The sequence below is a fragment of the Variovorax sp. Varisp53 genome, assembly GCF_059491555.1.
On sequence record NZ_CP168512.1, the window covers coordinates 6,192,563 to 6,205,168 of the forward strand.

Sequence of the window (12,606 nt, forward strand, 5' to 3'; positions counted from 1 at the left end):
TGGCTGCCAGGCCAAGCCCTTGTTTGGGTTAATCGGGTTGACTGCAATCTGTCGACAGTCAACCGACGACAGTCTTAAGCAATATGCGGGCCCGAGTTATGGGGTAAGCCCTTGGTCGTCGTCCTTTGAGGCGGGAAAAGCGGCGCCACCAGGGAATCGGAGCGCCAAAACGCCGGCCGCGCGCACCCGAAGATGCGCGCGGCCGGCGTGGCTGGATGGGTCGGTGGTGCGCCCAGGCGCACCGATGAAGTGCTAGGGCAGGCGGCCTTCTGCGCGCAGCCGTGCGCCGATGCGCCGGATCTCGGCCTCGCCCTGGTCGAGCGCCGCCTTGCTGGTGTGCACCGAGTAATGGCCCATCACCAGCTCGTGCGGATGCTTCACCGCCGAGCCCAGCACGAAGGCCGTATCGCCACGGGCCACGAAGTCGATGGCCTCGGCGGACTCTTCGAAGACCGCGAGTTCGCCGGCGACGATCGGGCCGCCCGTGCCGTCGTCCGCTTCGAGCCCGCCGACGTTGACCGCGACCCAGCCCACCGTGTGGCCCGCGGGCGGCGTGTAGCGCCAACGCTCGCCGTCCTTCAGCTCCACGGCCAGGTAGTTCATCGACGCCGGCGCGGCAATCGCGCTTTGCGCCGCGCCGTAGCGCCCGAGCAGCACGTGCGCTGGGCCCTCCCGCGGGACCTGCGAGGGCGCGAGGTACATGCTCTGCGCCGGTGCGTTCTCTTCCGAGGCCGGTAGCGCCACCCACAGCTGGAAGCCGCGCACGCGCTCCACGCCCGGCGCGGGTGCGCCGGTGTGCCATACGCCGTTGCCGGCGCGCATCCACTCGACGCCGCCGCCGAGCAGCGTGCCTTGCTCGCCGGTCGTGTCTTCATACAGCGTGTCGCCCTCCATCAGCCAGGTCAGCGTGGCGATGCCCGAATGCGGGTGCAGGCCGAAGCCCTTGTGGCCGCCCGTGACGTCGAAGCCGAAGAGATCGAGGAACACGAAGGGCTTGAGGAATTCGCCCAGGTCGCCGGGGCTCATCAGCCGCGTGATGCCGCCATGGCGCGAGCCGCGCGTGCGGTAGACGATGGCGCGGGCCGGTGTTTCAACAGCGGTGGTCATCATGCGGCCTCCCTCGCGTTCTTCAGTGCCTTGGTCCACCAGGCGATGTCGTCGAGCATGGCGGTGGCGGCCTGAGCGAGGTGCGGGAAGTCGCCGAAGCTCTTGCCCTGCTGCCAGATGCCCAGGAACTCGACCATGCCGATGTGCACGGCGTTGCGCACGGGCGCCATCTGCATCTCGACGGCCACCAGCCGCAGCTGCTCGATCGCGCGCGCCGCGCCCACCCCGCCGTAGCCCACGAAGCCGATCGGCTTGCGAATGAATTCCTTGTAGGCCCAGTCGATCGCGTTCTTCAGTACCGCGCTCGGGCCGTGGTTGTATTCGGGCGTCACGACGACCAGACCGTCGAAGGTGGCCAGCTTCGCCTGCCAGCGCTGCGCGGCCTCGTTCTTTACCGGCCCCCAGGCCGGCGCGCCCGCCTCGTTGAAGAAGGGCAGCGGATGGTCGCGCAGGTCGACCAGCTCGAAGGCGAGGTCGGTGCGCTGCTTCGCGATCTCATGAATCCATTGCGCGGGCTTCTCGCCGAAGCGGCCTTCGCGGATAGAGCCGAGGATGACGCCGATACGGGGTTGTTGCTGTGTCATGGGGTACTCCGGGAACGTTGAAGAAAAGGGGTCAGGCGGCAGCGGCAGCCGGCCGGAACGCGGGCCACGTGCGCCAGGCGACGAAGCCCGACAGCAGCCCCAACACCACCGCCGGCGCGGGGTTGCCGCCGATCAGCCCCAGGTGCGTTGCCACGGCGCAGACCATGGTCGCGGCCAGCAGCAGGCCGCCGAGAAAGCCGGTCGCGGGCACCAGCAGCAGCAACGCCCCGCCGACCTCGACCAGTCCGGTCAGGTAGCGGAACCACTGCCCGAAGCCGATCGCGTCGAACACCTGGACCATCTGCTGCGCGCCGGCCAGCTTGGCGGCGCCCGCGGCGCCGAAAGCCAGCGCCAGAAAGATGCGGACGCCCCAGACGATGCGGCGCTGCACCGGGGTGGAGGAGGGAGAAGGAAGTGATGTGGAAGTCATGGGCACAAGGTTAGGCACGCACCCATTGATCGACTAGACGGTAGAGTCGGATTGCACTCGTCCACAGATAGAAGGAATCAGCCCGTCATGCTCGACCTCAACGACATCGCCTTGTTCGTGCAGGTGGCGCGCCACGGCAGCTTCGCCGAAGCGGCCCGGCGGCAGGGCCTGCCGCCGAACACCGTGAGCCGGCGCATCCAGCAGCTCGAATCGCAGCTCGGCACGCGGCTGATGCAGCGCTCGACCCGCAAGCTGACGCTGACCAGCGCCGGGCGGGAGTTTCATGACCAGTGCGCGGGGTCGATCGACGGGCTGGTGGCGGCCGGGCAGGCGCTGGTCGCCGGAGGGCAGGAGCCCAGCGGCCTCGTGCGCGTGGCCGCGCCGGCGGATTTCTTCGATTTCTTCCCGATGGAATGGGTGTCGGACTTTCTGGCCGCGCATCCGCTGGTAAAGCTCGACTTCGTGCTCAGCGACGCGAGCGCAGACCTCATCGGGGAGCAGATCGACGTGGCCTTCCGGGGCGGCGTGCTGCGCGATTCGGGCTACATCGGCCGGCGGCTGGCAACGCGCAGCGGCGGCCTGCTGGCAAGTCCCGACTACATCGCGCGGCGCGGCGAGCCCCGGAACCTGCAGGACCTCGCGAACCACGACTGCGTGACACCGCCGCACGCATCCGGCACCACCACCTGGCACCTTGCGGGACCCGATGGGGTCGAGGAAGAAGTGCAAGTCACCGGGCGATTCACCGGCAATACGGCGCAGGCGCTGCGCAAGGCGGCGCTGGCCGGGCTGGGCATCGCGCAGCTGCCGCCGGCGATGGCGACGCGCGACGAACAGGAAGGACGGCTGGTGCGCGTGCTGCCGCAGTACCGGTACACCGGCCGAGGGCTTAGTGTGGTGTATCCGAGCCGCAAGCACCTGCCGCTGGCGGTGTCGGCGTTCATCGACCTGGTGATCGGCAAGCTCGACCAGATCGACGTGCTGCAGGAGCCACCGCCTCCGCGGAAGGCCTGAGCGCTGGCGCCTTTTTCGTTTCCACTGAAAATGCCACCCCATGAAAATCGAAAAAGACACCGTCGTCACCATCAAGTACAAGGTCTCCGACGCCCAGGGCAAGCTCATCGAAGCCAGCCCCGAGCCTATGGCCTACCTGCATGGCGGGTACGAAAACACGCTGCCGAAGATCGAGGAAGCGCTCGATGGCAAGGAAAAGGGCTACCAGACCGTGCTGAACCTCGCGCCCGAAGACGCCTTCGGCCAACGCGACGAAACGCTGGTGCGCAGCATTCCCAAGACCGACTTTCCGCCGGGCGTGAAGGTGGGCGGGCAGCTGCAGGGCCGGCTCGACGATGGGCGCGAGCATGTCTTCACGGTGACCAAGATCAAGGGCCCGGTCGTGCTGCTCGACGGCAACCATCCGTGGGCCGGCAAGGCACTGAAGTTCAGCCTACAGGTGACGGACGTGCGCACGGCGCTGCCGGTGGAAATCGAGCACCGGCATGTGCATGGGGCGCACGGGCACCATCACTGAACCCGAGAGGCGCCCGGCGGTTCAGTTCTTCTTCCAGAACCGCGGCGCATCCTCGATCTTCTCCAACGCCTTGCGGCAAGCGCTCGCGCCGGCCGCGCGCCTTGAACTGAACCACCCCACCGCAAACCACGCACGCGCATCGCGCGCGGCGGCTTCGCGGTACAGCGCGAGCGCCACGGCCTCGTCGTTGAACTCGCCCAGCGCGTCCTGCGCGGGGCGCAGTGCTTTCAGGTAGCGCCCGGCGGCGTTGCCGTCTCCCTTCTCGAACAGCGGCGCCACGAACTCGGCGAGGTAGCGCAGGCGCTTGAGCCGCTTGCGCACGCGGTGCTGGCTTTCGGCGTCGAGCGACTCGAAGCGCTTGCCGTCGCGCCGCACCTGTTTGTGCAGATGCTGCAGGTGTTCACGCAGCAGGCGGTGGGCTGCATTGGCGTCGATCGGCACGGGTTCCGATGAGGCTTCCGCGGGCTTCGCGGCAGTAAAGCCGATCAGCGAAACGAGCACGTTCTGGAATGCCGGGGCGCGCACGACATCGCCGGGCGGGGGTGTGGGCTGCCGTGTCGTCGCCGGCCAGCGGGTCGAAATCCGGCGCGCCGGCCTCGCTCAACCTGGGCTGCGCGAGCTTCACGACCTGCTCGCGGTCGCGCAATGCTCCGAGCGCGCGGAAGGCGTCGACCAGCGGCGGCTCCCAATTGGCCGCGTCGAACAGGCCCGAAGCCGTGTCGAGCTCCGCCAGTTCGCGCAGCGCCGTGCGCAGCCGGCGGATACCGATGCGTAACTGGTGGATCTGCTCTTCGTCCGTGCTGCCCGCCGCGATCTCGCTGGCGTTGGGCAGCATCTGCGCCAGGCACGACGCCACCACGGCCTGCTGGATGCCCCGCCCGTCGGGGTGGTGCGCGCTGAATCGCGGGGCTTCGGCCTTCACCGCCTCCACGGTTTCATGCGCCGCCAGCAAGCGCGCGCCGCGCTCCGCCTTGGACACGGTGCTGAACCACAGCCCATGCTGCTGCGACCAGCGCCGCGCAAGCGACACGAGGCCCTGCACGTCGCCGCGCTTCAGCTCCAGCTCCAATTCGCACACAGGCGATTCGCGCTGCCCGGCCGTGCCCGCGTGCGCGGCGACCTTGCCGACGTCGAGCGCCATTTCCACCACCGCGCCATCGGGCCCCGAAACGCGCACGTCGCGCGTGAGCCGCACGATGTCGGTCGATTGCCGCTCGACCAGCGGCGCGCCGCCGCCGTCGGCCAGCAGCTTCGCGAGCCGGTCGCCCACGGGCGTGCCCTGGTGGCGCTGCGGATCGATCTGCGGCGCCGCGCCCGCTGTGCCCAGGTCGACGTTGTGCTCCAGGCGGTGCAGGGCGTTGTCGCCGGTGGCCTTCACCGTCTGCACCCAGCGCCGTCCCTCCTTGCGCAGCCGCAGCACCATGCCGTGGGCGGCCAGCCGCTGGTCGGCGGTGTCGAAATAGCGGGCCTGCAGGCGGGTGCGCACGACGGCGCCGCGCTTCAGGGCGGCTTCGACGGCTTTCAGGCGGCCGGCGGGAATGCAGAACTTGAACTCGATTTCCATGCGGCCATGATGCTCCGTCTTTTTCGCTCCCCACAATGGCTCCGTTGTGCGCCCGATCCGTTCGAATGAAAGAAGATGTGGACGCCGTCCATTTTCTTTGATATCTTTTGTGGACGGCGTACACAAATACGCCGGCAAGCAGCCGATCCAACCTTTTATAGACACAGGAAACACCATGGCCAACAAGCAGATCTTCGTGAACCTCCCCGTCAAGAACCTGGAGAAGTCCAAGGCTTTCTTCGCCGCGCTGGGCTACACCTTCAACGAGCAGTTCACCGATGCGAATGCGGCGTGCATGGTGATCCAGAAAGACAGCATCCACGCCATGCTGCTGGTCGAGGACTTCTTCAAGACCTTCACGACCAAGAGCCTCACCGACACCAGCAAGAGCACCGAGGTGCTGCTGTGCCTGTCGTGCGAGAGCCGCGCCGAAGTCGACGCCATGGTCGCCAAGGCGGTGGCCGCCGGCGGCACCGTGCCGCGCGAGCCGCAGGACTACGGCTTCATGTACGGCCACGGCTTCCAGGACATCGACGGCCACCTCTGGGAGCTGATGTACATGGACCCCAACGCCGCGGTGACGCATCAGAACCCCTGATGCCGATCGTTCCATACGCGCTCTTCACTGTTGCAGGGAAGGCGTCTACCGGAAGGCGGCGGCGGCCCGATATTCCAGGCACCGGCCAGGCATCATCGGCCGAGCCTCACCTGGAAAGGAACAACCGCATGTCCGACGACGACAACAACAACGAGCGCAACAACCCCATCGTGAAGATCGCACCCCTCGGTTTCCCGTGGCAGACGATCGACCCGTTCCTGTTCTGCGTCTACCACGACGACGCCTACCCGAAGGCCAACGGCCGCATGGGCCCCGAGGCCTCGCTGGCCGGCCGCCAGATCGGCCAGGACTTCAGCCGCAAGGACGGCTGGAGCATGTACCACGGCGACACGGTGCCGGGCTTTCCCTCGCATCCGCACCGCGGCTTCGAGACCGTGACCATCGTGCGCAAGGGGCTGGTCGACCATTCCGATTCGCTGGGCGCCACCGCGCGCTTCGGCGGCGGCGATGTGCAGTGGCTCACGGCCGGCAAGGGCATCGTGCATTCGGAGATGTTCCCGCTGCTCGACAACGGCGCGGCCAATCCGCTCGAACTGTTCCAGATCTGGCTCAACCTGCCCGCGAAGAACAAGATGGCCGAGCCGCACTTCACGATGTTCTGGTCGGAGGCCATTCCGCGCTTCGCATCCGATGACGCGAAGGGCGGGCGCACCGAGGTCGCGGTGATCGCCGGCCGCCTGGGCGATGCAGCGGACGGCCAGGAACCGATCCACCCGCTCTCGCCGCCGCCCGATTCATGGGCCGCGCAGGCCGGTGCCGACGTGGCGATCTGGACGCTGAAGATGACGCCCGGCGCGCAATGGACGCTGCCGGCCGCCACGGGCGAGGGCACGCAACGGATGCTCTATTTCTTCAAGGGCGCGATGGCGTACGTCGCCGGCCAGCGCATCGAAGGCCCGGCCGCCGTCGAGCTGCGCGCGGATGCCGCGGTCGAGCTGGTCAACGGCGACGACGAAGCCAGCGAATTCCTCGTGCTGCAGGGCCGCCCGATCGCCGAGCCGGTGGCACAGTACGGCCCCTTCGTGATGAACACGCAGGCCGAGATCAGCCAGACCATGGCCGACTACCGCCGCACGCAGTTCGGCGGCTGGCCGTGGAACGACCCGGCGCCGGTGCACGACCGCGAGGCTGCGCGCTTCGCGCTCCATCCGGACGGCCGCAAGGAAACCCCCGCAGGCTGACCGAAGGCGGGCAATCAGAATTTCTTCAGAGCTTCCATGCCGGGAGCGGTCATGCTCGGCACGAACTCGGTCACGTCCACCCGCGCGACGCCGCCCTGCACGAACGGGTCGCGCGCCAGCACCGATTCGAGCCCCTCGCGGTCGCCCGAGCGCGCGAGAATCACGCCGCCCGTGCGCGGCACCTGCCGCCCCGACGCCACGAACAACCCGCTTTCGTAGTGCTTCTTGAGCCAGGTCATGTGCGCGTCCATCAGCGCATCGACCTCTTCGAGGGGGCGGGTGTAGGTGAGGGTGACGATGAACATGAGCAGGATGGCGGCGATGAATTCGAAGGCCCCGATCCTATGGCCTCCGCAGGGTGCCAGCGCCGCCGAGGTGTGTCTTCCGCGTAACGAACTGCTCCGTACGGTGCCGCCCCATCGGCCTACTCGATCGTCACGCCGCCTTCTTTCACGAGCTTCCCGAACTTGGCGGTTTCTTCGCGGATCTGCCGCGCCATCTCTTCCTGCGTGCCGCCCAGCGGCTCGGCGCCGATGGCCTGCATGCGCTGTGCGAAGTCGGGCGATTTGATGATCTTCACCATCTCGGTGTTGAGCCGCGCAACGATGTCCTTCGGCGTGGCCGCCGGCGCGAGCACGCCGAACCAGGTGCCGATGTCGAAGCCCTTGAGCCCCGCCTCTTCCAGCGTCGGCACGTCGGGCAGCACCGACGAGCGGCGCGCTGTGGTCACGGCCAGCGCGCGCAGCTTGCCGCCCTTGATGTGCTGCAGCACCGGCGTGATGGTGTCGAAGGACATGGCCACCTGCCCGCCGAGCAGGTCGGTGGTGAGCGGGCCGCTGCCCTTGTACGGCACGTGCAGCAGCGTGGTGCCGGTGCTGGCCTGGAACTGCGTGCCGATCAGGTGCTGCGCCGTGCCGTTGCCGTTGGAGCCATAGGCCAGCTTGCCGGGCGCGGCCTTGGCGAGCGCAACCAGCTCGGCCACGTTCTTCGCGGGCGTGTTGGCCGCGTTGATGACCAGCACGTTGGGCACCATGGCCACGACGGTGATCGGCGCCAGGTCTTTCTGGAAATCGTAGGGCAGCTTCCTGTAGACGCTGGTGGCGATGGTGTGGTGCACCGCACCCATCAGCAGCGTGTAGCCATCGGGCTTGGCCTTGGCGACGTAATCGGCGCCGAGCGTGGCGCCTGCGCCGGGCCTGCTTTCGACCACGACAGGCTGGCCGAGGGACTGCGACAGCTTTTCGGCCAGCGCACGGGCCAGCACGTCGGTGGTGCCGCCGGCCGGGAAGGGCACGACGAGGCTGATGGGCCGCGTGGGCCAGACGGCCGGCTGCGCGAAGGCCAGTGCGGCAGTGCCCAGGCCCAGCGCCAGGGCGCCGGCCCGCAGCATGGTGCGCCGGCCCTGGATGAAAGGGACAGAAGAAGCGGTCATGGTCTTGTCTCTGGCTCGTTGTTGTCGTGCCCGCGTGCATCGATGCACGCGGCGGCGGGGGGGCTTGGGTTCAGTCCGCGAGGCGCTGCCGCGCACTGGCGATGTGCTCGCACACGGCACGCGTCACCTGCGCAGTGGTGGCATTGCCGCCGAGGTCGCGCGTGTGCAGCGACCGGTTCGCGGTGACGTGCTCCACGGCCTCCATCACGCGGCGCGCGGCCTGGACTTCGCCCAGGTGCTCGAGCAGCATCACGACCGACCAGAAGGTGCCGACCGGATTGGCCAGCCCCTTGCCCATGATGTCGAAGGCCGAGCCGTGGATTGGCTCGAACATCGAGGGGTAGCGCCGCTCGGGATCGATGTTGCCGGTGGGCGCAATGCCCAGGCTGCCCGCCAGCGCGGCAGCGAGGTCGCTGAGGATGTCGGCATGCAGGTTGGTCGCGACGATGGTGTCCAGCGATGCCGGCCGGTTGATCATGCGCGCGGTCGAGGCGTCGACCAGCTCCTTGTCCCAGGTCACGTCCGGGAACTCCCTGGAGATCTGCAGCGCGATCTCGTCCCACATCACCATCGCGTGGCGCTGGGCGTTGCTCTTGGTGATGACGGTCAGCAGCTTGCGGGGGCGCGACTGGGCCAGCTTGAAGGCGAAGCGCATGATCCGTTCGACGCCAGCGCGGGTCATCATGCTCACGTCGGTGGCGGCTTCGATCGGGTGGCCCTGGTGCACGCGGCCCCCGACGCCGGCGTACTCGCCTTCGGAGTTCTCGCGCACGATGACCCAGTTCAGGTCGGCCGGGCCGCAGCGCTTGAGCGGGCCGTCGATGCCCGGCAGGATGCGCGTCGGGCGCACGTTGGCGTACTGGTCGAAGCCCTGGCAGATCTTCAGGCGCAGGCCCCAGAGGGTGATGTGGTCGGGAATGTGCGGGTCGCCTGCGGAGCCGAAGAGGATGGCGTCCTTCTTGCGCAGCGCGTCGAGGCCATCGGCCGGCATCATCACGCCGTGCTCGCGGAAGTAGTCGCCGCCCCAGCCGAAATCCTCGAAGCTGAAGTTCAGCGCGCCGTGGGAGGCTGCGGCCAGCGCCTCCATCACTTCGCGTCCGGCCGGGATCACTTCCTTGCCGATGCCGTCGCCGGGAATGGTGGCAATGCTGTAGCTGCTCATCGATGTCCTTCATGGAATGCTGCTGGGGAGCTGCCACTTTAGGAGCAGGTGCACCGAACGATTCGCACTCGAAGTCAATCCATCGTTAACCTGTGTTCAACAATCGGACAGACACATGGGGAGACCGCGCGGCTTGGTGTTGTCGCGGACCGGACCTGCACCGCGGCACCGTTTCTCTTAGATTCGACCCTCGCATCCTTTACCCACTGGAGACTCTTTCAATGATTCACGTCGTCGCCGTCATCACCGCCAAGCCCGGCCAGCGCGCCAGACTGCTCGAAGCCTTCGCCGGGAACCGCGCGGCCGTGCTGGCAGAAGCGGGCTGCATCGAATACGCCGCCACGGTCGATGCGCAAGGCATTCCGACGTCCAAGGCCAGCTTCGGCCCCGACACCTTTGTCGTCGTCGAGAAGTGGGAAACGCTGGCGCACCTGCAGGCCCATGCCGTGGCCCCGCACATGAAAGCCCACGGCGAGAAGACCAAGGAATTCGTCGAGAGCAAGCTGATCCACGTGCTCGAACCGGTCTGAGCTTCGCCGCCGGTCTTCGGGCGCGGTGTACCGCGACGTGATCGTCCTGCGTTGCGAAGGCCAATGAAGCGGCCGGTGTGTCGCTGGTGTTCACGCTGCAGATCAACCCGAAGAAATGCCGCGGGCATTGCCGTAGCATCGTGTTACCGTCTCGTCTCCAAAAACAACCCATTTAGGAGGAGAGCGTGACAGTGACTCGCGTGCATGGATTCGCCTTCTGCGCCCTGGCCGTTCTGGCCACAGGATGTGCGCAATTGAAGGCCCCGCCCTACGCGGCGGACTACGAAGCCCTTGACCGGCTCAAGGCAAGCAAGCCAGCCCCCGTGGCAGTGGTGAAGGTGCAGCCGACCGATCCGAATGACCCCGTCAACAACCTCTCGCTGCGCGGCGCGCGCCTGCTTTCGCCCAGCGGCACTTTCGCAAAATACCTCGAGGACGCGCTGGTCAATGACCTCAAGGAGGTAGCTGCATACGACGCGAAATCCCGCACACGGATCGACGCTCGCATCCTCAGCAACGAGATCAGCGTGGGGAACATCGTCACCGGCACGGGCGTGATGGAAGTACAGATCGAGATCACGCGCGAGGGCATGCAACGCCTCAGGAAGACCTACAAGGCGAACACCAGCTTCGAGTCCAGCTTCGCGGGCATCGTGGCCATCCCTGCTGGGCAGGCCGCCTACTCGGACCTCGTGCGCACGCTGCTGCGGCAGGTGTATGCCGATCCCCAGTTCGCCGCAGCCCTCGCCTCTTAAAAAACAGAACCCGGAGAAGAAATTTCATGTCTATCGTTTCCAGAGCTTTCCGCGCCGCCACTGCGCTCGCTGTCGTGGCCGTGCTCGCAGGCTGTGCGCATCCCATCAATGTCGGCACCGACGCCGCACCGCCACGCGTGGAAGCCAGCCTGATCCAGAAAAAGGTGGCCTACACCATGACCGATGCGCAGCGCGCCCTACAGGCCACTACAGCCGGCGGCGGTGGCGACCGCATCAGCTACTACCCGTACCGTGACCTGGAGAAGTCGATTCGCGATGCGCTGCGCGCGGTCTACCAGGACGTGGTTGTCCTCAAGTCCGCTGCGGACGCCGGCGCGGTCCAGGCATCGGGCGCCTCGCTCGTGTTCACGCCCGAGATCAAGACCGATTCGGGCTCGCCGTCTCCCTTCACCTGGCCGCCCACGTACTTCACCACCGAGGTTGCGTGTGTCGTGACCGATCCGGCAGGCGCTGAAATTACCCGCGTCAAGGCTTCGGGCCGGGGCGAGGCGGAATTCAGCGAATTCAAGGGTGAGTTCGGCCTTTCCGCCAAACGCGCGGCAACCAAGATGTCCGTCGCGCTGAGCAGCGAAATCCTGAAGAACGAAAAGCTGCGCTGATCGTCTCGCACCCATCGCCCGACATCCAGCAACAAGAAACGCGCCCTCGGGCGCGTTTCTTGTTGAAGCCGCAAAGCCTTACTTCGACACGACCTTCACCATCTCCAGGCACTTGTTCGAGTAGCCCCATTCGTTGTCGTACCAGCTCACGAGCTTCACGAAGGTGCCGTCGAGCGCAATGCCGGCTTCGGCGTCGAAGATCGAGGTGCGCGGGTCGCCGCGGAAGTCGGTGGCCACCACCTTGTCTTCCGTGTAGCCCAGCACGCCCTTGAGCGCGCCTTCGCTCTGCGCCTTCATTTCGGCGCAGATTTCCTTGTACGTGGCTTCCTTCACCAGCTCCACGGTCAGGTCGACCACCGACACGTCGGAGGTCGGCACGCGAAAGCTCATGCCCGTGAGCTTCTTGTTGAGCTCGGGGATCACCACGCCCACGGCCTTGGCAGCGCCGGTGCTCGAGGGAATGATGTTCTCCAGGATGCCGCGGCCGCCGCGCCAGTCCTTGTTGCTCGGGCCGTCCACGGTCTTCTGCGTGGCGGTGGCGGCGTGCACGGTGGTCATCAGGCCGCGCTTGATGCCCCACTTGTCGTTCAGCACCTTGGCCAGCGGCGCCAGGCAGTTGGTGGTGCAGCTGGCGTTGCTGATGATGGCTTCACCGGCGTACTTCTTGTCGTTCACGCCGTAGACGAACATGGGGGTGTCGTCCTTCGACGGTGCCGACAGAATGACCTTCTTCGCGCCCGCGTCGATGTGCTTCTGCGCCGTTTCCTTCGTGAGGAACAGGCCGGTCGATTCGAGCACGATGTCGGCGCCGACCTCGTTCCACTTCAGCTGCGACGGGTCGCGTTCCTGCGTGAGGCGGATCTTCTTGCCGTTGACGATCAGCGTGTTGCCTTCGACCGTGACTTCGCCCTTGAAGCGGCCATGCACCGAGTCGTACTGGAGCATGTAGGCGAGGTAGTCCGGCTCGAGCAGGTCGTTGATGGCAACGATCTCGATGTCGTTCTTGAAGTTCTGCACCGCTGCGCGCAGCACGTTGCGACCGATGCGGCCGAAGCCGTTGATACCGAGTTTGATAGCCATCTGACTTGCTC

At 66.8% G+C, this 12,606-nt stretch carries 16 protein-coding genes; 7 read left to right on the top strand and 9 right to left on the bottom strand.

Translation table 11 applies throughout. The features are described from left to right. Positions 1-252: 252 nt before the first annotated feature. The 3 genes from ACEOAB_RS29160 to ACEOAB_RS29170 are packed head-to-tail and all read right to left on the bottom strand — an operon-like array spanning position 253 to position 2,121. Positions 253-1,107 (bottom strand): pirin family protein, encoded by an 855-nt coding sequence (locus ACEOAB_RS29160; RefSeq protein ID WP_413751063.1) that lies wholly within the window; start codon positions 1,105-1,107, stop codon positions 253-255. Further along, entirely contained in the window at positions 1,107-1,691 is a 585-nt protein-coding gene (locus ACEOAB_RS29165) for an NADPH-dependent FMN reductase (RefSeq protein WP_056594711.1), read from the bottom strand. The genes ACEOAB_RS29160 and ACEOAB_RS29165 overlap by 1 nt, the downstream gene beginning before the upstream one ends. Before the next feature lie 31 nt (positions 1,692-1,722). Continuing rightward, the gene (locus tag ACEOAB_RS29170; RefSeq protein ID WP_413751061.1) at positions 1,723-2,121 is read right to left on the bottom strand and encodes a DoxX family protein; all 399 of its coding nucleotides are present in this window, start codon (positions 2,119-2,121) and stop codon (positions 1,723-1,725) included. 87 nt (positions 2,122-2,208) lie between these two features. On the opposite strand from ACEOAB_RS29170, the gene ACEOAB_RS29175 reads away from it, so the two are divergent. Then, entirely contained in the window at positions 2,209-3,135 is a 927-nt protein-coding gene (locus tag ACEOAB_RS29175; protein ID WP_056594718.1) for a LysR family transcriptional regulator, read from the top strand. A 40-nt stretch (positions 3,136-3,175) separates the two neighbouring features. Further along, a complete protein-coding gene (locus ACEOAB_RS29180; RefSeq protein ID WP_007828578.1) occupies positions 3,176-3,652 on the top strand; it encodes an FKBP-type peptidyl-prolyl cis-trans isomerase in 477 nt (158 codons plus the stop codon). 21 nt (positions 3,653-3,673) lie between these two features. On the opposite strand, the gene ACEOAB_RS29185 is transcribed toward ACEOAB_RS29180, so the two are convergent. Both ACEOAB_RS29185 and ACEOAB_RS29190 read right to left on the bottom strand, forming a co-directional pair. Beyond that, positions 3,674-4,093: a CHAD domain-containing protein gene (locus ACEOAB_RS29185; protein ID WP_495653298.1), complete on the bottom strand. Its 420-nt coding sequence runs from the start codon at positions 4,091-4,093 to the stop codon at positions 3,674-3,676. Further along, positions 4,053-5,216, bottom strand: coding sequence for a CYTH and CHAD domain-containing protein (locus tag ACEOAB_RS29190; protein ID WP_495653299.1), 1,164 nt, complete (start codon positions 5,214-5,216; stop codon positions 4,053-4,055). The genes ACEOAB_RS29185 and ACEOAB_RS29190 overlap by 41 nt, the downstream gene beginning before the upstream one ends. Before the next feature lie 175 nt (positions 5,217-5,391). On the opposite strand from ACEOAB_RS29190, the gene ACEOAB_RS29195 reads away from it, so the two are divergent. Further along, positions 5,392-5,814 (top strand): VOC family protein, encoded by a 423-nt coding sequence (locus ACEOAB_RS29195; RefSeq protein ID WP_007828571.1) that lies wholly within the window; start codon positions 5,392-5,394, stop codon positions 5,812-5,814. Between the two features lie 128 nt (positions 5,815-5,942). Beyond that, a complete protein-coding gene (locus ACEOAB_RS29200) occupies positions 5,943-7,016 on the top strand; it encodes a pirin family protein (RefSeq protein WP_413750274.1) in 1,074 nt (357 codons plus the stop codon). A gap of 14 nt (positions 7,017-7,030) precedes the next feature. On the opposite strand, the gene ACEOAB_RS29205 is transcribed toward ACEOAB_RS29200, so the two are convergent. The 3 genes from ACEOAB_RS29205 to ACEOAB_RS29215 all read right to left on the bottom strand — a co-directional run bounded on the left by ACEOAB_RS29205 (position 7,031) and on the right by ACEOAB_RS29215 (position 9,610). Beyond that, positions 7,031-7,321: a YciI family protein gene (locus tag ACEOAB_RS29205; RefSeq protein ID WP_007828567.1), complete on the bottom strand. Its 291-nt coding sequence runs from the start codon at positions 7,319-7,321 to the stop codon at positions 7,031-7,033. Between the two features lie 119 nt (positions 7,322-7,440). Continuing rightward, a complete protein-coding gene (locus ACEOAB_RS29210; RefSeq protein WP_413750275.1) occupies positions 7,441-8,448 on the bottom strand; it encodes a Bug family tripartite tricarboxylate transporter substrate binding protein in 1,008 nt (335 codons plus the stop codon). 70 nt (positions 8,449-8,518) lie between these two features. Further along, on the bottom strand, positions 8,519-9,610 hold the full coding sequence (locus ACEOAB_RS29215; RefSeq protein ID WP_413750276.1) for a tartrate dehydrogenase: 1,092 nt from the start codon (positions 9,608-9,610) through the stop codon (positions 8,519-8,521). A gap of 221 nt (positions 9,611-9,831) precedes the next feature. Between ACEOAB_RS29215 and ACEOAB_RS29220 the strand changes: the two genes are divergently transcribed. The 3 genes from ACEOAB_RS29220 (at position 9,832) to ACEOAB_RS29230 (ending at position 11,515) form a co-directional block, all read left to right on the top strand. Next, complete coding sequence (locus ACEOAB_RS29220) at positions 9,832-10,140, top strand: putative quinol monooxygenase (protein ID WP_056594737.1); 309 nt, start codon at positions 9,832-9,834, stop codon at positions 10,138-10,140. A 185-nt stretch (positions 10,141-10,325) separates the two neighbouring features. Continuing rightward, positions 10,326-10,895, top strand: a complete 570-nt coding sequence (locus tag ACEOAB_RS29225) for a hypothetical protein (protein ID WP_413750277.1) — start codon at positions 10,326-10,328, stop codon at positions 10,893-10,895. 26 nt (positions 10,896-10,921) lie between these two features. Beyond that, a complete protein-coding gene (locus ACEOAB_RS29230; protein WP_413750278.1) occupies positions 10,922-11,515 on the top strand; it encodes a hypothetical protein in 594 nt (197 codons plus the stop codon). Between the two features lie 78 nt (positions 11,516-11,593). Here the strand turns inward: ACEOAB_RS29230 and gap are convergent, their stop codons facing one another. After that, on the bottom strand, positions 11,594-12,595 hold the full coding sequence (gap, locus tag ACEOAB_RS29235) for a type I glyceraldehyde-3-phosphate dehydrogenase (RefSeq protein WP_007828559.1): 1,002 nt from the start codon (positions 12,593-12,595) through the stop codon (positions 11,594-11,596). Positions 12,596-12,606 lie beyond the last annotated feature (11 nt).